Here is a 20,388-nt window from a genome sequence, read left to right as displayed (position 1 = left end):
CCAGGGCCTCGCCCTTCGGGCCGGGGTACGCCAGGCCAGACGCGGGCGTTGCAGTCCTTGCCCGGGCACCAGCCCGGGCGGCGGACTGCGCCTACGCCTGTGGCCCGGCGCACCCCGTCGTGGCCGCGATCGATTCATTCACAGCTTCTGAGCCGATGGCCTGGCTGCGCATTGCGCTCGCGCCCGTGCTGCTGCTGGGCGTGCTGTGGTTCGTGGACCTGAGCGACGTGCTGCGCCAGCTGCGCCAGGCCCACCCTGGCTGGCTGCTCGCGGCGCTGGCCAGCTCCGTGGCGTCCAACGCCGCTTCGGCCTGGCGCTGGCGTTCGCTGGTGCGCTGGCTCGGCCATGCGCTCGGCGTGGCGCGCGCCATGCGCCTGTACTTCCAGGGCATGGCGCTGGGCGCGCTGCTGCCGGGTGCCGTGGTTGGCGGCGACCTGTTCCGCGCCGTGGCGCTGCGCCGCGGGGGCATGGACACCTGGGCGGCCGGCCTGTCGGTGCTGCTCGACCGGCTCAGCGGCCTGTGGATGCTGTGGGTGCTGGCCGCCGGCGCGGCGGCCTGGGCCTGGCATGGCGGCGCGCAGGCGGCGCTGGCCACCTGGGGCATGCCGGCCGGCAGTGCGGCACTGCCCGCCGCTGCGGCTGTGCTGCTGCTGGCCCTGCCCGCCCTGGCGCTGTGGGCGGGCCTGCGCAGCCCGTGGCGCAGCCGCTTCGCCACGCTGGCCCAGCGCCCCGGCATCCGCCAGGAGTTCGGCCGGCAACTGCTGCAGTCGGCGCTGGTGCAGCTGCTGTCGGTCGGCGCGCTGGCCTGCGCTGGCCAGGCGCTGGGCCTGGCCATCCCGTTCTGGACCTACGCCATCGCCGCCGCGCCGACCTTCCTGATGGCCGCGCTGCCCGTCAGCTTCGGCGGCTGGGGCACGCGCGAGGCGGCCGCAGCACTGAGCCTGGCGCCCTTCGGCGTGGCGGCGCCGGCCGCGGTGGCGGTGTCGCTGCTGTACGGCCTCATCGCCTTGCCGCAGGCGCTGGCCGGGCTGTTGCTGCTGGTGGCGCAGCGCCGGCAGGCGACGGCCGCGTAGCCGAAGCTTTGCGCCGCGCGGGCTATGCGGCCCACTGCGCCACGATGCGCGTCGCCTGCGCGATCGGCGCGTCGAGCGCTGGCGCATCGGCGGCATGGCGCGTCGTGAACACCGCCAGCACCAGCGGTGCGCGCGCCGGCGGCCACACCACCGCCACGTCGATGGCCGAGCCATAGGAACCCTGGCCGCTGGTGCCGGTCTTGTTGCCCACGGCCCAGCCCGCCGGCATGCCGGCGCGGATGCGTTCGGCGCCGGTGGTCGTGCCGCGCAGCCAGGCCGCCAGCTGCGCGCGCTGCGCCGGTGCCAGCGCGTCGCCCACGGCGAGCCGGCGCAGGCTGGTCGCCATGGCGCGCGGCGTGGTGGTGTCGCGCGGATCGCCGGGCAGCGAACTGTTGAGCGCCAGCTCCCAGCGGTCCAGCCGGAACTGGTCGTCGCCGATGCTGCGCATGAACGCCGTCAGCCCGGCCGGGCCGCCGATGCGCTGCAGCAGCAGGTTGGCGGCGGCGTTGTCGCTGGTCTGCACGGTGGCCTCGCACAGCGCGGCCACGCTCATGCCGCGGTCCAGGTGCAGCGTGGTGACCGGCGAATGCGCCAGCAGGTCGCCGCGCCCATAGCGCACCTGCTGGGCCAGCAGGTCCGGTTCGGTGCTGCTGCGCGCCAGGATGGCGGCGGCCAGCATGGCCTTGAAGCTGCTGCACATCGGAAAGCGCTCGTCGGCGCGCTGGCCCAGCAGCGCGCCGTCGGCGGTGTCGAGCGCGCAGACGCCGATGCGGCCGGCAAAACCCTGCTCGAGCGCGGCGAGTGCAAGCTCGGCCTGCGCCTGTCCGGCGCGGCGCGGCGCGGCGGCGCAGGCGCCCAGGAGCGGCGTGGCGGCCGCGGCCAGCAGCAGCGCCCGGCGGCTGCGCGAGATGGAAGGATGCATGGGATGGGTCTCCGAATGGGGGTTGAAAGGCAGGAACGTGTCGCGACGCTGCGCATGCTAGGCAGGCCGGGCGCCGGCTCCAAGCGCCGGGCGTGGCCGCGGCGCCCGGGTGTAACCTGTGTCACATGACCGCCGCCACGATCGCCGTCGAACTGAGCACCCCGCAGGCCGTGGACGGCCGGCCCGCGACCTACCAATCGCTGTGGCTGCTGGTGCGCCTGCTGCATGCGCATGCCGTGGGCCAGCCGGTGCGCATCGACGACCTGCGCGGCCAGGTCTCGGCCGCGCGCACGCAGCGCATGCTGGTCAGCCGCGCCTTCCGCGATTTCAAGGCCTGGGGCCTGGCGGTCGGTTGGGGCGAGGACCGCTCGCGCGACCCGCGCTTCCTGAACGCCGAACGCCGCAGCCAGGGGCCGTTCTGGCTGCCCGACGCCACGGCGCGGCGGCTGCGCCTGGTGGTGGAGGGCCGCGCGGCCACACCGGCCGAGCACGCTGCCTTCCTGGGCCTGACGGCGCCGCTGGCCCGCGCCGGCGTGGGCACGGGCACGGACACATCGGCCCCCGACGCCGTGCACCTGCAGGATGCCGGTTTCTGGCAGCAGCTGGTCGCCGCGCAACAGGCCATGCGCCAGGGCCGCTGGGCCGCGCAGCTGACGGCCGGCGGCACGCCCGGCCCGGCCAGCGCGCTGCAGTCCATGCGCCGCGCCGCGCAGTTGGCCGGCAGCGACTTCCAGCGCGCGCTGGTCACGCTCAACGAGGCCTTGCTGTGGCGCCGCATCGGCGACGACGCCCAGGCTCGCCGCCGCGTGCAGGCGCTTGCGCGCCAGCGCCTGGCCCGCCACGTGGCCGGCCACGACTACCTGGGCGCCATGGCGGCCATCGTCTCGGCCTGGTGCGACTACACGGCGCGCGACCTGCCGGCCGCGCGTGCGCAGCTGCAGGCCATCGCACGCGACCCGGCCCAGGGCGCTCTGCTGGCGCACCACCCGCAGGTGCGCTTCGAATGGAGCAACCTGTGGGCGCTGGCCTGCCGCTCCCAGGCCTTGGGCAGCGCAGCCCTGGCGCCGGCCGCCGCGGCCGCGCAGGCCGAGGAATCGCTGCAGCATTTCGGCCGTGCGCTGGCCGCGGCCTTCGAGTCGCACTCCTTCGATGCGGCCCAGCACGTGGCCGCCAACATGGGCATGGCGGTCTGGCTGTTCGAGCGCGTGGGGTTGCACGCCGGCGTGGACGGCACCCGGCCGCGCGCCATCCAGTGGATCGCTTTCAGCGAGTGGCTCAGCGGCCAGGCCGAGCTGCAGGGCCGCTCGGCCTGGAACGCGATCTACCTGCTGCGCATCGCACGCGGCGGCTGCCAACCGCCGCCGCGCGCCACGCTGGCCCAGTTCCGTGCGCTGGAGCCGTTGACACCGGCCGCGCTGGCACGCGAGGCCGGCCCGCTGGCCGAGGTGTTCCGTGGCGCGGACTGGCCGGACGACTGGGTGCAGGTGGCCGGCCGGCGCCTGGCCGAACACCGCAGCGGCGCGCGGCGCTACCCAGGCCTGCAGTACTGCGGCCTGCTGCTGGAGCAGGCCTGGTTCGCCGCGCATGCGGGCGCGCTGGAACAGGCCGCGCAGGCGCTGGCCGCGCTGCGCGAGGCCATGCCCTCGCTGGTGGCCAGCGACCGGGCCTACTTCCGCGAGGTGTGGAACGACGGCCTGCCGGCCGAACTGCTGGCACTGGAACCACCACCGCGCCGTCCACGCGCGTCATGAGGGAGCGCTGAGGGCTGGACGACGGCCGGTGGCGGCTCGCTGTCAAGCGCGCAGCTGCGCATCTTCCGAACGGTCTCCACCCGTTGACGGAGATTGGCACGTGCAATGACGCGAGTCACTTGTATCCAAACGCGCGGTCTGTGACAAAACACGATAGCAACACAAGCGATGCACAGCACGCCTAAAGTTGCCGCCAACAAGGCGAACAAATGGGGCGGACACGCCCACAACGCGCGGGGATGAACAGGCATGCACGCAACCACCACGGCTTCTTCGCGACCCGACCCTGCGGCAATGCCGATGGCGATGGCAGACGCCGCGGCTGGCGCGGCCATCGGGATGGCGCAACCCCATGCGGCTGGCGACATGCCGCTGCTGCTCAGCGGCGTGCCCGGCCCAGGCCGCGACCTGGTGGCGCGGGCCGTGCATTACCTCGGTCCGCGCCGCCACCGGCCCTTCGTTCCCGTGCGCTGCGCCGCGCTGGACGGCACGCCGCTCGAGACCGCGCTGCCGGGCCTCGTGCGCCTGGCCGAGGGCGGCACGCTGTTCCTGGATGCCATCGAAAGCTTGTCGGCCCGCGGCCAGGAGATGCTGTGGAGCCTGGTGCAGGCGGGCAGCGAATCCAGGGTGCGCTGGATCGCCGCGACAGCCGTGGACCTGCATGCACGGGTCGCCGCCGGCGCGTTCCACGACGCGCTGCTGGACCGGTTCGCCAACGCCCGCATCCAGCTGCCACCGCGTCGGTGAGGCAGCGCCTGGCTCAGCCCAGATCGATGCGGTAGCCGGCCGCCAGCGCCGCGGTGTAGGCGGCGAACGGCCCTTCGCGCAGATGCCCGAGTGCCAGCTGCGCTGGCGGCTTAAGGTAGGCCTGCACGCGCAGCACGGCGGGCGGCGCGTCGACGGCCTCGATGGTGATCTGCGAGCGCACGTAGCCGCCAGGCAGGCCCACCTCTTCGAATGCGTCCATGGCGGCCAGCAGTGCGGCGTCCACCTCGAAGACTTCGCCCAGCACCTGGTGGCCCGCGCCGGGCTGGTCCATGAGCCAGGGCGCCCGGTCTTCGTTGGGCAGCTGCACCACGTACAGCGGGTAAGGCTGCTGCGTGCGGTAGGCGCCGCCGATGCGGCGGCCGGTGTTGCGCGCGAAGTTGGGAAAGCCCTGCTTGAGGGTGCCGTAGACGAAGCGCAGCGTGGTCATGGCGTCACGCGCCGCCGCGGCACACGCAGTGCGGTCGCGTGCGGCCCATCACGGCATCGTCGGAACAGGCGCGGCGGATCTGGAAACGGGCCATGCCGCAAGTGTGCCGCAGCGCCACCCGGGGTTCAGAACGGCGCGTCGGCGTCGTCGGCCGCCGCTGGCGCAGCGGCCTGGCCCGGCTTGCCCAGCAGCGCGAGCACCTGCTTGCGCAGCGCCGCGTTCTCCGACTCCAGCTCCTTGACGCGCTTGCGCAGCACGGCCACTTCGTCCTCGCCTTGCGCGGCGGCGGCGGCATCGGCCGGTTCGGCCTGCTCGTCCTTCTCCCGCGCGGGCTTGCGCTTGGCCTCGCGCACACGCTTGGCGGCCTGCTTGAGCTCGTCCTTGCCGGCGGCGGCGGCCGCGGCCTGCTCTTCCACGGGCAGGCTGGCCACGGCCGCGGCCGCGCTCAGCGTGATGTCGCCGGAGCGCACGGCCGCCACCACCTCGGGCGCGGCGCTCTGCTGGATCTTCTCGATCATCACCACCTGGTTGCTCTTCAGGCGCGCGGCGCGTGCCAGGGCCTCGCGGCTGTCCAGCGATTCGCCCGGCGGCAACGGCGTGGCGCCCGCTTCCGCCGCGGCGCTGCCAGAGGCTTCGGCCGGCACGGCCTTGGCGCGCTCGCGGCGCCCGGCCACGATCTCTCGCTTGCGCAGCGCCAGCACGCCGCGCTGGAAGTCCGATACGCTGCGCCGCCCCAGGTGCTGGTCGATCATCCACAGGTGCACGTCTTCCATGGATTGGAAGCGCGTGTTCTGCACGGTCTGGAACGGCAGGCCGTGCTTCTGGCAGATGCCATAGCGGTTGTGGCCGTCCACCAGCACGTCGCCCCACAGCACCAGCGCATCGCGGCAGCCCTCGGCCAGCAGGCTGCGCTCCAGCGCCTCGTATTCGTCCGGGGTCAGCGGATCGATGTAGGCCTTGAGTTCTTCGTTGACGACGATGTCCATGGGCGCTTGGGCAAAAAGCTGCGGATTCTAGAAGGCGTGGTCGTGTGTCCCTTGGAGTTCGATCGGCGCGGAATTCAAGCCATTGATTGTGAAGATTTACAAATTTCAGTAACGAAACATTGGGCACCATCGCCGGTCCGGCACGACGCGCCTGTGCACGCCGGCCGCCCACTTCGACACAACGACCAGAGAGCAAGGCCTTGACAACGACCGTTCATGGCTGGCCGCCACGCGCGCGGACCGCCAGCTTGTTTCCCCGCTTCCTCCAACTGTCTTTCTGCTGGCTACTGGCAGCGCTCATGGCCGCGTGCGGTGGGGGCGGTGGTGACGACAGCGCGGCAACAGAGATCGCGTTCACCGTGCAACCCGCCGATGTCCAGGCCGTCGACGGCAGCGCCGCGGTGTTCACCACAACGGTACGCGGCGAAGCCGACCTGCAGTGGCAGCGCATGGAGCCGGCCGGGTGGGTCAACATTGCAGGCGCGACGGGCGCCCGGTATTCACTGGTCGTGGTCAGCGCTGCCGACCAGGGGGCGCAGTTCCGGGTTCAGGCCACCAGCCGGGCAGATCGCGCCAACCAGGTGATGAGCTCGGTCGTGACGCTGACGGTCGCGACCGCCCCCGTGGCGCTGACCATCACCGTGCAGCCCAGCGACCAGTCGGTCATCGAAGGGCAGCAGGTCGCGCTGAACGTGACCGTCCTGGGCACCTCTCCCGCCTACCAGTGGCAGCGCAGCAACGACGGCGCGAACTGGGCCGATGTGGTCGGTGCGACAGCACCGACGCTGGTGTTTCCGTCCACGCCGGCTGACCACCAGCGGGCGTTCCGCGTCGTCGTCGTCAATGCCGTCGGTACAGTCACCAGCGCCACGGCACATGTCATGGTGACGGCTGCGGGTGCGCCGATCTTCGTCGCGAATCCGACGGCGATGTCCGCTTTCACGGGCCAGAGCGTCACGTTCAATGCCAGCGCGGCGGGCACACCGGCGCCGACGATCCGATGGCAGGTCAGCACGGATTCCGGGACCACCTGGGCGGACATCGCCGGCGCCAACGGCGACAGCGTCACCATCGCAGCGGCCACGGCGTCCGACGATGGCAGGTTGGTCCGCGCCGTGGCGACCAACACGCACGGCGATGTGTTCTCTGCAGCAGCACGGCTCTCTGTCCTGCCGGGCCTTACACCGGCGATACAGATCCAGCCCGAGGACCGCACGGTCGGCCAGGGCACGCAGGCCAGCTTCCATGTGTCCGCCCGCGGCGTCCCGACCCCCACTTACCAATGGCAGGTGAGCACCGACGGTGGCATCACGTTTGCCAACGTCAACGGCGCAACACAGGCATCGCTGTCCCTTGCCGCAGCGACTCCGGCTGACGATGGCAAGCGCTTGCGCGTCGTGGTCACCAACAGCGAAGGTTCTGTCACCAGCGCCGCAGCGCGGCTGCGCATCTACGACGCGCCCAGGATCACCCTGCAACCCATGTCGTCGACCTGGCGGCCTGGGCAGCGGGATGCACTGTTCACCACCGCGGCAAGCGGCAACAGCCCCCAGTACCAGTGGCAGCTCAGCTCCGACGCAGGCGTGTCCTGGGTTGACGCACCCGGCGCTACCGGCACGAGCTACGTCCACGGAGCGGCCGCATCGGCAGCCGTCAACTATGTCCGCGTGGTCGCCCGCAACGAACTCGGCGAGGCCATCAGCAATTCGGCGTACCTGGAGGCCTTGAAGTGGGAGACCGTTGCGCCGCGTCCCTTCGGAGGGACCTTGCTGGGCCTGGCCTGGCGTGACGCGACGACGGTCCTGGCCACCGGCACCCAGGGCAGCATTCTGCGCAGCACCGATGCCGGTGCGAGCTGGTCGATCGTCAGCGAAAGCAGCCCTGCATCCCGGTACCTGCCGGGCATCGCCTTCGACGGCAATGGCGTTGGCGTCACGGCAAGCTACGCCGGCAGCGGCAACGGCAACTATCCGATCAAGCGCAGCGTGGACGGCGGCCTGCATTGGGTGGAGGTGCTGATGCCGGTCACCACAGGGCTGAACACTGTGGCATTCAGCAACACCGGCGCATTCTGCGTGGCTGGCAACAACGGCACGATCCTGCGCAGCACCGACGCGGGCCAGACCTGGGTGGCCGCCGTCAGCGACGGCGGGCCGGTCGCACTGCACGGCATGGCCTTCAACGCCGACGGCGTCGGCCTGGCCGTCGGCGCCAGCGGCACGGTCCTGCGCACCATCAACGGCGGTGCCAACTGGACCCGTGTCGCCAGCGGCGCCGGCACGCTCGCGGCCGTGGCGTTCGCCACGCGCGACATCGCCTTCGCCGGCGGCAGCAACGGCACACTGCTGCGCAGCCGGGACGCGGGCCAGACCTGGCAAACCGTGGCGAGCGGAACGACGCAGGACATCAACAGCATCCATTTCGGCAGTGCGACCGCGGGCGCGTTGGGGCTGACCCAAGGCGGAGTGCGGATGACATTCGACGGCGGTACCAGTTGGGCCGCCGCCGCGCTCTCTCCGTCTGGCGTCACGGTCCATGCCGTGCGCTTCGGTGCCAATGGCCAGGCGGTGGCGGTCGGGGAGCTCGGCAGCATCTTTCGCAGCGCGGACAACGGGCAGGGCTGGAGCACGGTGTCGCCCGGTGGCAACTTCGGGCAGTCGCTGATGGGCGTGGCGTTCGCGACACCCACACATGGCGTCGCCGTCGGCATCGGGGGGCATCTGCTGCGCAGCACCGATGCCGGGCTGAACTGGACGGCCACCGCCAGCGGCACCACGGAGCAACTCAACGCGGTCGGTTTCTTCGACACCACGACCGGCGTGGCCATGGGCGCCAACGGAACGATCGTGCGCACGGCAGATGCTGGTGCCTCTTGGTCAGCAGTGTCCAGCGGCACCCCCAATACGTTCCAGGCGTTTGCGCCCGTGACTGGCACGACAGGCGTGGCGTCTTCCACATCCGGCCTGTGGCGCACGACAGACGCTGGCGCAAGCTGGACGCCGGCGGCCGGAGCTGCCTTCTCCGCGCGCAGCCTGGCCTTCAGTGCGCTGACCGGGCTGGCGGTCGGCGACGCTGGAGAGGTCCGGCGCAGCACGGACGGCGGACAGCTGTGGACGGCAGTGTCCAGCGGCACAACCGAATCCATCCGGGCCGTGACGTTCGTGACACCGAGCCGCGTGGTCGCCGTGGGGACCAATGGCATCGTGTTGCGCAGCGATGACGCCGGCGCCACTTGGCAGGTCGACCGGTTCCCAGTCTTTTGGGACTACGGGTTCTACGGCGTTTCCTTCACGTCGCCCACCACGGGCTTTGCGGTCGGCAACTACGGCACGGTCATGGCCACCCGCGATGGCGGCGCAAACTGGTTCGTCTCCTACTCTCCGCAGAGCGGCAATACGACCGCGATTGCACGCGCCGGCTCGCAGGCCGTCGTGACGGTGGGCGGAGGCGGCATCGTCATGCGCAACGACGCTCCCTGAGCGTCGCGACGGCCTGGCGCGCGCAGCGTGTGGCTCAGCCCGCTGTAGCGCAACAGCCCTGACGCGGACCTGGGTAGTTCAATCAATCGATTGATGTGCATGGTCTAATGCGCGCCGCATGCCGGACAAGACCGCCCCCACGCCGCCCGCCCGCCAGGCCGCCGTGCGCAGCGACGGCCAGGAGGCACGCGCGCAGCTGCTCTCCACCGCGCTCGCGCTGTTCGCCGAGCATGGCTTCGCCAAGACATCGACGCGCGCCATTGCCCAGGCTGCGGGCGTGAACCTGGCGGCCATCCGCTACTACTTCGGCGACAAGGCCGGGCTCTACGCGGCCTGCTTCGGCGAGCCGCTGGGCGGCAACGCGGGCGACCTGACCCACCTCTACGACGCGCCCGACCTGCCCGTGGACGAGGCGCTGCGGCGCTTCCTGACGGGCTACGTGGAGCCGCTCAAGCAGGGCGAGATCGTGCGCCAGTGCATGCGGCTGCACCTGCGCGAGATGCTGGAGCCCACGAGCCAATGGGCGCAAGAGGTCGAACGCGACATCAAGGGCCCGCACGGGGTGCTGGTGGCGATCCTCGCGCGCCACCTGGGCGTGCGCGCCGACGACGACCTGCACCGGCTGGCGTTCGCCATCAGCGGCCTGGCGATGCAGCTGTTTGTCATGCACGACATGGTCGACACGATCCAGCCCTCGCTGATGCGCGATGCCACGGCCATCGACCGTTGGGCCGAACGCCTGGTCGGCTATGCGCTGGCCCTGGTGGACGCCGAGCGACTGCGCCGCACGGCCCTGGCCGGCAAGACCCGCAAGAAAGCATGAACCTGCCTCCTTTCTCCTCCCCCATGCTGCGGCGCCTGGCCCTGGCCGGCATGCCCTTGCTGCTGGCCGCCTGTACGGTCACGCGGCCGCCGGCCGCCGTTTCGGCCCCCGCGCCAGCGCAGTGGCAGACCCCGCAGGCACCTCAGTCGGCCCTGCCGCACGCCGGCGCCGTGCCACAGCTGGCCGACTGGTGGCGCCAGTCCGGCGATGCGTTGCTGGTCGAGCTGATCGAGGCCGCGCAGGCCGCCAGCCCCGACCTGGCCAGCGCCGCCGCGCGCATCGCCGAGGCCCGCGCCACGCGCGTGCAGGCCGGCGCGGCGCTGGGGCCCACGCTTGACGGCAGCCTCTCGCTGAGCCGCGGCAACACGCTGTCCACGGGCAGCGGCGGCATCTCGGGCGGCACGGCCTCGTTGCCCAGCTTCACCAACGCGCAGGCCGGCCTGCAGGCGGGCTGGGAGATCGACCTGTTCGGTGGCCTGGCAGCCACGCGCGATGCCGCGGGCGCGCGCCTGTCGGCCAGCCAGGCGCAGTGGCACCAGGCACGCGTGGCGGTGGCGGCCGAGACCGCCAATGCCTACTTCGCCGAACGCGCCTGCGCGCGCCAGCTGGAGGTCAGCACGCTGGACGCCAACTCGCGCCGCGAGAGCGCGCGGCTGACGGAGCTGTCGGCGCAGGCCGGCTTCGCGGCGCCGGCCGATGCGGCGCTGACCCGCGCCAGCGCCGCGGACGCGTCGGCCCGGCTCACACAGCAGCGCACGCAATGCGCCCTGCAGCGCCAGGCCCTGGTGGCACTGACCGGCTGGGAATTGCCGGCGCTGGCGCAGCGGCTCGATGCCCGGCCCGCCGATCTCGCCCTGCCCGCACTGCAGGCCGTGGACAGCGTGCCCGCGCGCGCGCTGGCGCAGCGGCCCGATGTCTACGCGGCTGAACTGGGGGTGGCCGCGGCCAGCGCCGATGCCGGCGCGGCCCAGGCCCAGCGCTACCCGCGCTTGTCGCTGGCGGGCAGCATCTCGGCGCTGCACGTGCGCGGGGCCGGCGCCAGCGAGACGTTGAACAGCTGGAGCATCGGCCCGCTGCAGCTGACGCTGCCGATCTTCGACGGGGGCACGCGCGCGGCCAACGCGGAGTCCGCCCGCGCCCGCTACGACGAGGCCGTGGCGCTGTACCGCGCCAAGGTGCGCCAGGGCGTGCGCGAGGTCGAGGAGGCGCTGCTGCGGCTGCAGGACACCGACCGGCGCGCCGGCGACGCCGACACCGCCGTGGCCGGCTACCAGGCCTCGTTCGACGCCACGCAGGCGCGCTACGACGGCGGCCTGGCCAGCCTGTTCGAACTCGAGGATGCACGCCGCACGCTGTTCGCGGCGCAGACCGCACGCGTGGCGCTGCAGCGCGAACGCACCGAAGCCTGGGTCGCGCTGTACCGCGCGCTGGGCGGTGGCTGGACCCGGCCCGACGACGGCCAGGCCGTCGCTGAAACCTCTTCCCCCGCTCCCCAAGCGCAGACCCGTCGACCATGACCCGCACCCAACGCAACGTTCTCATCGCCACGTCCCTCGCGGTCGTGGTGGCCCTGGCTGGCTGGTGGTTCACGCGCCAACCCGCACCGGCCGCCGCGGCGTCGCCAGCCAAGGCCGAGGCCGCCTCGCCACGCCCCGCCCTGAGCGTGCGTGTGGCCACGCCCGAGCCGGCCGAACTGGCCATCACGCTGTCGGCCAACGGCAGCATCGCCGCCTGGCAGGAGGCCAGCGTGGGCTCCGAATCGGCCGGCCTGCGCCTGGCCGAAGTGCGCGTGAACGTGGGCGACGTGGTGCGCCGTGGCCAGGTGCTGGCGCGCTTCGCGCCCGAGACCATCGATGCCGACGTCGCCCAGGCCAAGGCGTCGCTGGCCGAGGCCCGTGCCACGGCCGCCGATGCGGCTGGCAACGCGGCCCGCGCCCGGACGCTGGAGAAGACCGGCGCGCTGAGCCAGCAGCAGATCACCCAGTACCAGACCACCGAGCAGACCGCCAGGGCCCGCGTGGAAGCGGCCGAGGCCGTGCTGGCCGCGCAGCAGGTGCGCGGGCGCAACACGCAGGTCCTGGCGCCGGACGACGGCATCATCTCCGCGCGCACCGCCACCGTGGGCAGCGTGGTCGGCTCGGGCACCGAGCTGTTCCGGCTGATCCGCCAGCGCCGGCTGGAATGGCGTGCCGAGGTCGGCGCGGCCGAGCTGGGCCGCCTGGCCGCGGGCATGCCCGTGCGCGTGACGGCGCCCGGCGGTGCCGAGGTGCAGGGCAAGGTGCGCAGCATCGCGCCGACCGTGGACGCGCAGACGCGCAACGGCCTGGTCTACGTGGACATCCCCTCCGTGCAGGCCAACAAGGGTACGAGCGCCGCACGGCGGCCCGAAGGCGCGAGCGCCCCCTCGGGCGGCAGCGCAGCACGCGGAGCGGCAAGCGTGGGGGCATTGCTTCCCGGCATGTTCGCGCGGGGCGAGTTCGCGCTGGGCAAGAGCGCCGCGCTGACCGTGCCGCAATCGGCCGTGGTGCCGCGCGATGGCTTCAACACCGTCATGGTGCTGCAGGCCGACAGCCGCGTGCAGATGCGCAAGGTGCAGGCCGGCCGGCGCATCGGCGAGCGCATCGAGATCACGGGCGAGTTGCCGGCCGGTGCGCGCGTCGTGACCGAGGGCGCGGGCTTCCTGAACGACGGCGACCTCGTGCGCGTGGTCGACGTGGCGCCGGCCACCACACCGGCCGAAACGCCGGCCGCGGCCAAGTGAGGCGGGACACCCCATGAACCTGTCCTCCTGGTCGATCAAGAACCCCATCCCGGCGGCGATGCTGTTCGTGCTGCTGACGCTGGGCGGGCTGTTCTCCTTCCATTCCATGAAGGTGCAGAACTTCCCGGACATGGACCTGCCGGTGGTCATCGTGACCGCCGTGCTGCCCGGGGCTTCGCCGGCGCAGCTGGAGAACGACGTGGCGCGCAAGATCGAGAACGCGATCGCCACGCTGCAGGGCCTGAAGCACGTCACGAGCACGCTGACCGACGGCTCAGCCACGATCGCGGCCGAGTTCGTGCTCGAGAAGCCGATCCAGGAAGCCGTGGACGATGTGCGCTCGGCCGTGAGCCGCGTGCGCTCGGACATGCCGACCGACCTGCGCGACCCCATCGTGACCAAGCTGGACCTGGCCTCGCAGCCGATCCTGGCGTTCGCGATCTCGTCCGACCGGCTCGACGACGAGGCGCTGTCATGGTTCGTCGACGACACCGTGGCGCGCCGCCTGCTGGCCGTGCGCGGCGTGGGCGCCGTGAACCGCGTGGGCGGCGTGAGCCGTGAGGTGCGCGTGGCACTCGATCCGGCCAAACTGCAGGCGCTGCGCGCCACCGCGGCCGACGTGTCGCGCCAGCTGCGCATGGTGCAGCAGGAAAGCGCGGGCGGCCGGGCCGACCTGGGCGGCAGCGAGCAGCCGGTGCGCACCATCGGCACCGTGCAGTCGGCCGACGAGTTGCGGCGCCTGCAGATCCCGCTGTCCGATGGGCGGCGCATCGTGCTGTCGGACGTGGCGACGGTGGAGGACACGGTGGCCGAGCAGCGCGCCACGGCCGTGCTCAACGGCAAGCAGGTGGTGGGCTTCGAGGTGGCGCGCTCGCGCGGCGCCAGCGAGGTGGAGGTGGGCGCGGGGGTCGAGCAGGCGCTGCGCAAGCTGCAGGCCGACCACCCGGACATCCACCTCACGCGCACACTGGACTTCGTGCAGATCGCCTCGGACGAGTACGACGCCTCGATGAAGCTGCTCTACGAGGGCGCCATCCTGGCGGTGCTGGTGGTCTGGCTGTTCCTGCGCGATTGGCGCGCCACCATCGTCTCGGCGGTGGCGCTGCCGCTGTCGGTCATCCCGGCCTTCATCGGCATGGCCCTGCTGGGCTTCTCGATCAACATCATCACGCTGCTGGCGCTGTCGCTGGTGGTCGGCATCCTGGTGGACGACGCCATCGTCGAGGTCGAGAACATCGTGCGCCATCTGCGCATGGGCAAGTCGCCCTACCAGGCCGCGATGGAGGCGGCCGAGGAGATCGGCCTGGCCGTGGTGGCCACCACCTTCTCGCTGATCGCGGTGTTCCTGCCCACGGCCTTCATGAGCGGCGTGGTGGGCAAGTTCTTCAAGCAGTTCGGCTGGACCGCCTCGCTCGCGGTGTTCGCCTCGCTGGTGGTGGCGCGGCTGCTCACGCCCATGATGGCGGCGTACATGCTCAAGCCACTGGTGGGGCAGGAGAAGGAGCCGGGCTGGCTGTCCTGGTACATGCGCGCCGCGCAGGCCTGCCTGCGGCACCGCTTCCTGACAATGGTGGGCGCCACGCTGTTCTTCATCGGCTCGCTGGCGCTGATCCCGCTGCTGCCCTCGGGCTTCATCCCGCCCGACGACAACACGCAGACCCAGGTGCGCGTGGAACTGCCGCCCGGCGCCAGGCTGGAGCAGACGCTGGCCATGGCCGAGCAGGTGCGCCAGCGCCTGATGAAGATCGACCATGTGGGCGACATCTACACCGCCATCGGGGCGGGCAGCGCGGGGGCCGATCCGTTCTCGGGCAACTTCGTCGAGGCGCGCAAGGCCACGCTCACGCTGCAGCTGGCGCCACGCGGCACGCGGCCCAGGAAGCAGGTGATCGAGCAGCAGATCCGCGAAGCGCTGGCCGACCTGCCCGGCGTGCGCACCGGCGTGGGCCTGGGCGGCTCCAACGACAAGTACGTGTTGGCGCTGTCCAGCCAGGACCCGCACGCGCTGCGGCAGGCGGCCACCGACGTGGAGCGCGAGCTGCGCACGATCCCCGGCATCGGCAACGTGACCTCGCTGGCCAGCCTGGTGCGGCCCGAGATCGTGGTGCGGCCCGACTTCGCGCGCGCCGCCGATCTGGGCGTCACCAGCGCCGCCATCGCCGACACGTTACGCGTGGCGACCATGGGCGACTACGACAACCAGCTCGCCAAGCTGAACCTGCCCGAGCGCCAGGTGCCCATCATGGTGAAGCTGCGCGACGACGCGCGGCAGGACCTGGCGCTGCTGGGGAGCCTGGCCGTGCCCGGCGCGCACGGGCCGGTGCGGCTGGGCGAGGTGGCCACGCTGGAGCTGGCCGGCGGGCCCGCGGTGATCAGCCGCTACGACCGCGCACGCAACATGAACTACGAGATCGAGCTGTCCACGCGCGGCCTGAACGACGTGACCGAGGCGGTCCGCCAGCTGCCGGCCGTGAAGAACCTGCCGGCCAGCGTGCACATCATCGACGTGGGCGACGCCGAGGCCATGGGCGAGCTGTTCACGGGCTTCGGCCTGGCGATGCTGACGGGCGTGGTCTGCATCTACATCGTGCTGGTGCTGCTGTTCAAGGACTTCCTGCAGCCGGCCACCATCCTGGCGGCCCTGCCGCTGTCGCTGGGCGGCGCCTTCGTGGCGCTGCTGATCGCCGGCAAGAGCTTCTCCATGCCCTCGCTGATCGGCCTCATCATGCTGATGGGCATCGCCACGAAGAACTCCATCCTGCTCGTGGAATACGCCATCGTGGCGCGGCGCGACCACGGAATGAACCGCTGGGAAGCCCTGCTGGACGCCTGCCACAAGCGCGCGCGGCCCATCATCATGACCACGCTGGCCATGGGCGCGGGCATGCTGCCGATCGCCATCGGCTGGGGCGCGGCCGACGCCAGCTTCCGCTCGCCCATGGCCACGGCCGTGATCGGCGGGCTGATCACCTCCACGGTGCTGAGCCTGCTGGTGGTGCCGGCGGTGTTCACCTACGTGGACGACTTCGAGCAGTGGCTGCGGCGCCGCGTGCGCCGGCTGCGCGGCCAGTCGGAGCCCGAAGCCCGGGCCGCACCCGTGCCACACTGATGGCGTGAACCGCAACGACGATTGGTCCTGGCCCGCGCTGTGTGTGCTGCTGGCCGCCGGCAGTGCGCTGGCGTGGTGGCTGGGCAGCCCGCTGGAATGGGAGTGGTGGCCCGACTTCTCGGGCGAAGCCATGACCTGGTGGGCCGCCGCACTCGTGCACCGCTCCGCCGCGCACTGGCTGGCCAACCTGCTCGCGCTGGCCGCCGTGGCCGTGCTGGGGCTGGCGCTGCAGGTGCCGCGCGCACAGGCCTGGGCCCTGTTCGCGGCCTGGCCCCTGTCGACCCTGGGCCTGCTGCTGTTTCCGCAGATCGAGCGCTACGCCGGCCTGTCCGGCGTACTGCACGCGGCCGTGGCGGTGCTGGTGGTGCATTGCGCCTTCACGCGTGGGCACCAGGCCTGGGCCGGCCTGCTGGGCGCAGGGCTGGCGGCCAAGCTGCTGGCCGAGGGCGCCTGGAGCCGGCCGCTGGTGTTCGAGCCGGAATGGGGTTTCGCGGTGGCCACGGGCGCCCACCTGACGGGCGCGCTGGCGGGCCTGCTCTGCGCGCTGGCCGCCTACGGCTTGTCGCGGATGCGGGCGACCAGCGCGGTCGTCGAGTAGCCGTCGACGAACGGGATCGCCAGCGCATCGCCGCCCCAGCTGCGCACCAGCGCGGTCTCGGGCAGCTTGTCCATGTCGTAGTCGCCGCCCTTGACGATGAGGTCGGGCCGCAGTTCGCCGATCAGGGCCTGCGGCGTGTCCTCGTCGAACCAGGTCACCAGGTCCACCGATGCCAGCGCGGCCAGCATGACGGCGCGGTCGGCCTCGGCATTTAGCGGGCGGTCCGGCCCCTTGCCCAAGCGGCGCGCAGACGCGTCGCTGTTGAGCCCCAGCACCAGGCTGCCGCCCTGCGCGCGGGCCTGCGCAAGGTAGCTGACATGGCCGCGGTGCAGGATGTCGAACACGCCGTTGGTGAAGACCCAGGGCTTGGGCAAGGCGGCCAGCAGTGCAGGCGCCTTCGCGCGCGCGCAGATCTTGGCCAGGAACTCCGGGGGGGCGAAAGCTGTCATGGGCGGCGATGCTAGCAGCGGAAATGCCGCGCCATCGGCCTGCATTTCCGGCCGTGCGGGCCACGACGCGGCTTCCATAATCGTGCAGACATGAACCTCGTCGAAGTCAACATCAGCTCGATCAAGCTCGGCCAGCCGCTTCCCTTCGAGCTGCGCACCGAGCGCGGCGTGCTGCTGGCGCACAAGGGCTACGTGATCCAGTCGCGCGGCGAGTTCATGCAATGGACGGCGCGCGGCATCACGGTCTGCGTCGACATGGACGCCAGCGACGACCGCCAGCGTGCCTACATGGGCAAGCTGCACGACATGGTGCGCTCGGAGCGCACGCTGGGTGAGATCCAGAACGTGAAGATCGCGCCCGATGACCTGTTCACCAGCAACGTGCGGCCCGAGAAGCCCGACCGGCCCGACTGGGTGGCACTGCAGTCGCGCGCCAACGGCCTGCTGCGCGATGTGCAGGGCGAGGACTTCCTGGGCCGGCTCGACAGGCTCTACCAGGAGCTGCGCGAGGCGCTGCAGCACCACCCGGACGCCACGCTGCTGGCGCTGAACCACCTGGCCGCCACCGAGACGCGCATGTACAGCGCCACGCATGCCATGGTGGTCTACGTGGTGTGCAGCCTGGCCGCCCGCGAGGTGCTGCAGTGGCCGCAGGAACTCGACGAGGCCCTGGGCAAGGCGGCGCTGACCATGAACATCAGCATGACGGCACTGCAGGACCAGCTGGCCCAGCAGACGCAGGCCCTGACGGCGGCGCAGATCGAGGCCATCGAGCTGCATGCGCAGCGCAGCTTCGCGCAGCTGCTGGCGCTGGGCGTGACCGACGAGAACTGGCTGCTGGCCGTGCGCCACCACCATGACCGCGCACCGGGGCCGCTGGCGGGCAAGACGCTGCCGCTGCGGCTGGCGCGCCTGCTCCAGCGCGCCGACATGTTCACGAGCCGGCTGGCGCCGCGCGTGTCGCGCGCGCCCATGTCCACCTCGGCCGCGATGCAGGGTTGCTACTTCGACGAGGAGCAGCAGGTGGACGAAGCCGGCGCGGCGCTCATCAAGGCCGTGGGCGTGTATTCGCCGGGCCTGTACGTGCGGCTGATCAGCAACGAGCTCGCGGTGGTGATCCAGCGGGGCAAGAACACCAGCACGCCGCGCGTGGCGGTGCTGGTCAACCGCGATGGGCTGCCGGCCGGCACGATGATGCTGCGCGACACGGCCCTGCCGCAATACAAGATCGCGGCCAGCGTGCCGCAGCGCGATGTGAAGGTCCAGGTTCCGCTGGACCGCCTGCTCACCCTCGTCTGACCCCGGAGGGATCAGGCAGCGCCGGGCGCCACCGCCGCAGCCTGCTCGCGCGTGATTTCCTTGCGGTAGCGGTTCAGCTCCTGCACGGTCTTGAAGCTGCGGTCCATCAGCAGGCTCAGGTTGTGCAGGATGCGGTCGACGACCTTGCCTTCCCAGACGGCGTCGAACTTGATCTGCTGGTCCAGCCAATGCTCCAGCCACTCGGGATTGGGCAGGCGCGACTGCACCGTGTCGCGCGGGAACAGGCTCTGGTTCACATGCAGGTTGGTCGGGTGCAGGGCCTGGGCCGTGCGCCGTGCGCTGGCCATGAGCACGCCGACCTTGGTGAAGGCCGCGCGCGCCTCGTTGCCCACGTTCTGGATGGCGCGCTTCATGTAGCGCAGGTAGGCGCCGCCGTGGCGGGCCTCGTCCTTGCTCAGCGTGTCGTAGATCTTCTTGATCACGGGCTCGGTGTGCCATTCGCTGGCGCGCCGGTACCAGTGGTTCAGGCGGATCTCGCCGCAGAAATGCAGCATGAGGGTTTCGAGCGCGGGCGCGGGGTCGAACTGGAAGCGCACCTCGTGCAGTTCGGCCTCGGTGGGCGCCAGTTCGGGCTTGAAGCGCCGCAGGTATTCCATGAGCACGAGCGAGTGCTTCTGCTCCTCGAAGAACCAGACGGACATGAAGGCCGAGAAATCGCTGTCGCCCTGGTTGTCACGCAGGAACATCTCGGTGGCCGGCAGTGCCGACCACTCGGTGATGGCGTTCATCTTGATGGTCTGCGCCTGCTCGTCCGTGAGCTTGGAGGCGTCGAACTGGTCCCAGGGGATGTCCTTCTCCATGTTCCAGCGCACGGCTTCGAGTTGTTTGAACAGTTCCGGGTAGAGCATGGCGGTCTTCATCACAGGCGGGGATTGTAGGCAGTTCGGCACAGATCACGACAATTACCAAGCAAGCGCTAGGGCCAGGGCCGGGACACTGCCTGCGCGAGCCCGTGCGTGTGAACATTTTTTTACGGACACGTGCGCTTGGCATGGGAACTTCCCCCCGGCACCGTGCCTCCATGCCAGGGTGACGTGCAGGGCAGCGCTTCCCGCCAGCCGCCCGCCACACCCTTTTTCGCTGCGAAGCCTTCCCTGCGCCTTGCGCTGGAAGCAATCCCGGAGTGGTTCTCCTCCTCCTCCCTCCCCCTCGTTCGCTCCGGGGCGCTTCGCAGCCTTTCGTACACCGCCAATGACGACAGGGCCCCAGGGGCCCTGTTCTGTATGTGCGCCGTGCTGTTCAGCGCGGCGTGGTGTCGGCGAAGCTGGCGCGCTGCATGAGCTTGTCCTGCAGCCGCGCCAGGTTGGGGTGGTTGTTGCGCCAGGCGATGTCGGGGAAGCGGAACTCCAGCCAGCCGAGCGCACAGCCCACCGCGATGTCGGACAGGCTCAGGTGGATGCCGCTGCAATAAGGCTTGTCGCCCAGGCCCTGGCTGATGGCCTTGAGGCCGGCGTTGACCTTGCCGAGTTGGCGGTCGATCCAGGCCTGGCTGCGTTCGCCCTCGGCGCGGTGCGCCCAGCCGGCTTCCAGCCGGGCCAGCACGCCGGCGTCCATGACGCCGTCGGCCAGGGCCTCCCAGGTCTTGACCTCGGCGCGTTCGCGGCCTTGGGTGGGGATCAGCCGGCCGACCGGCGACAGCGTGTCCAGGTATTCGACGATCACGCGCGAATCGAACACCGCCTCGCCGCCCTCCATGACCAGGCAGGGCACCTTGCCCAGCGGGTTGGAGCGCGCGATCGTGGTGGCGTCGGCCCACACATCCTCGTCCACGAACTGGTAGTCCAGCTTTTTCTCCGCCATGACGATGCGTACCTTGCGTACGTAGGGGCTGGCGAGGGAACCGATCAGTTTCATGGGCATGGGGTCTTGAGGGCCGGCCCGGGCACACCCCAGGCTGGCGGATTCTAGGCGGGCGCCAGAGG

The 20,388-nt window shown here is 71.4% G+C and carries 16 protein-coding genes; 10 read left to right on the top strand and 6 right to left on the bottom strand.

Annotation, left to right across the window (positions count from 1 at the left end):
- The first annotated feature begins 155 nt into the window (after nt 1-155).
- Nucleotides 156-1,073 carry a lysylphosphatidylglycerol synthase transmembrane domain-containing protein gene (locus tag ASF44_RS08010; protein WP_056898675.1) on the top strand — a complete coding sequence of 306 codons (918 nt, stop codon included), beginning with the start codon at nt 156-158 and terminating at the stop codon, nt 1,071-1,073.
- A 22-nt stretch (nt 1,074-1,095) separates the two neighbouring features.
- Here the strand turns inward: ASF44_RS08010 and bla are convergent, their stop codons facing one another.
- A complete protein-coding gene (gene bla, locus ASF44_RS08005; RefSeq protein WP_056898674.1) occupies nt 1,096-1,995 on the bottom strand; it encodes a class A beta-lactamase in 900 nt (299 codons plus the stop codon).
- Between the two features lie 125 nt (nt 1,996-2,120).
- On the opposite strand from bla, the gene ASF44_RS08000 reads away from it, so the two are divergent.
- Both ASF44_RS08000 and ASF44_RS07995 read left to right on the top strand, forming a co-directional pair.
- Nucleotides 2,121-3,746: a hypothetical protein gene (locus tag ASF44_RS08000; RefSeq protein WP_056898673.1), complete on the top strand. Its 1,626-nt coding sequence runs from the start codon at nt 2,121-2,123 to the stop codon at nt 3,744-3,746.
- Nucleotides 3,747-4,046: 300 nt separating this feature from the next.
- Nucleotides 4,047-4,493, top strand: a complete 447-nt coding sequence (locus ASF44_RS07995; RefSeq protein ID WP_162243789.1) for a sigma 54-interacting transcriptional regulator — start codon at nt 4,047-4,049, stop codon at nt 4,491-4,493.
- A gap of 13 nt (nt 4,494-4,506) precedes the next feature.
- On the opposite strand, the gene ASF44_RS07990 is transcribed toward ASF44_RS07995, so the two are convergent.
- Nucleotides 4,507-4,941 (bottom strand): gamma-glutamylcyclotransferase family protein, encoded by a 435-nt coding sequence (locus ASF44_RS07990; RefSeq protein ID WP_056898671.1) that lies wholly within the window; start codon nt 4,939-4,941, stop codon nt 4,507-4,509.
- A gap of 125 nt (nt 4,942-5,066) precedes the next feature.
- Nucleotides 5,067-5,927 carry a hypothetical protein gene (locus tag ASF44_RS07985; RefSeq protein ID WP_056898670.1) on the bottom strand — a complete coding sequence of 287 codons (861 nt, stop codon included), beginning with the start codon at nt 5,925-5,927 and terminating at the stop codon, nt 5,067-5,069.
- Between the two features lie 200 nt (nt 5,928-6,127).
- Here ASF44_RS07985 and ASF44_RS07980 point away from each other — a divergent pair, with 200 nt between their 5' ends.
- The 6 genes from ASF44_RS07980 (at nt 6,128) to ASF44_RS07955 (ending at nt 16,697) form a co-directional block, all read left to right on the top strand.
- Nucleotides 6,128-9,406: a YCF48-related protein gene (locus ASF44_RS07980; RefSeq protein ID WP_156374390.1), complete on the top strand. Its 3,279-nt coding sequence runs from the start codon at nt 6,128-6,130 to the stop codon at nt 9,404-9,406.
- Nucleotides 9,407-9,524: 118 nt separating this feature from the next.
- Entirely contained in the window at nt 9,525-10,229 is a 705-nt protein-coding gene (locus tag ASF44_RS07975) for a CerR family C-terminal domain-containing protein (protein ID WP_056898668.1), read from the top strand.
- Nucleotides 10,226-11,746 (top strand): efflux transporter outer membrane subunit, encoded by a 1,521-nt coding sequence (locus tag ASF44_RS07970; RefSeq protein ID WP_235579163.1) that lies wholly within the window; start codon nt 10,226-10,228, stop codon nt 11,744-11,746. The genes ASF44_RS07975 and ASF44_RS07970 overlap by 4 nt, the downstream gene beginning before the upstream one ends.
- Complete coding sequence (locus ASF44_RS07965; protein ID WP_056898666.1) at nt 11,743-12,990, top strand: efflux RND transporter periplasmic adaptor subunit; 1,248 nt, start codon at nt 11,743-11,745, stop codon at nt 12,988-12,990. Before ASF44_RS07970 ends, ASF44_RS07965 begins: the two co-directional genes overlap by 4 nt.
- Before the next feature lie 13 nt (nt 12,991-13,003).
- On the top strand, nt 13,004-16,099 hold the full coding sequence (locus ASF44_RS07960; RefSeq protein WP_056898665.1) for an efflux RND transporter permease subunit: 3,096 nt from the start codon (nt 13,004-13,006) through the stop codon (nt 16,097-16,099).
- Nucleotides 16,100-16,103: 4 nt separating this feature from the next.
- Nucleotides 16,104-16,697, top strand: coding sequence for a hypothetical protein (locus ASF44_RS07955; RefSeq protein ID WP_056898664.1), 594 nt, complete (start codon nt 16,104-16,106; stop codon nt 16,695-16,697).
- Here ASF44_RS07955 and rfaE2 read toward each other — a convergent pair.
- Nucleotides 16,652-17,146 carry a D-glycero-beta-D-manno-heptose 1-phosphate adenylyltransferase gene (gene rfaE2 / locus ASF44_RS07950; protein ID WP_056898745.1) on the bottom strand — a complete coding sequence of 165 codons (495 nt, stop codon included), beginning with the start codon at nt 17,144-17,146 and terminating at the stop codon, nt 16,652-16,654. The genes ASF44_RS07955 and rfaE2 overlap by 46 nt on opposite strands.
- Before the next feature lie 90 nt (nt 17,147-17,236).
- Here rfaE2 and ASF44_RS07945 point away from each other — a divergent pair, with 90 nt between their 5' ends.
- Nucleotides 17,237-18,445, top strand: coding sequence for an HD-GYP domain-containing protein (locus ASF44_RS07945; protein WP_056898663.1), 1,209 nt, complete (start codon nt 17,237-17,239; stop codon nt 18,443-18,445).
- A gap of 11 nt (nt 18,446-18,456) precedes the next feature.
- Here ASF44_RS07945 and ASF44_RS07940 read toward each other — a convergent pair whose 3' ends face one another.
- Both ASF44_RS07940 and ASF44_RS07935 read right to left on the bottom strand, forming a co-directional pair.
- Nucleotides 18,457-19,314: a ferritin gene (locus ASF44_RS07940; protein ID WP_082524606.1), complete on the bottom strand. Its 858-nt coding sequence runs from the start codon at nt 19,312-19,314 to the stop codon at nt 18,457-18,459.
- Nucleotides 19,315-19,705: 391 nt separating this feature from the next.
- On the bottom strand, nt 19,706-20,320 hold the full coding sequence (locus ASF44_RS07935; RefSeq protein ID WP_056898661.1) for a glutathione S-transferase N-terminal domain-containing protein: 615 nt from the start codon (nt 20,318-20,320) through the stop codon (nt 19,706-19,708).
- Nucleotides 20,321-20,388: the final 68 nt, after the last annotated feature.

The organism is Pseudorhodoferax sp. Leaf274, assembly GCF_001422445.1.
Lineage (GTDB): Bacteria > Pseudomonadota > Gammaproteobacteria > Burkholderiales > Burkholderiaceae_C > Pseudorhodoferax.
This window is presented reverse-complemented; position numbering and strand designations above follow the sequence as displayed.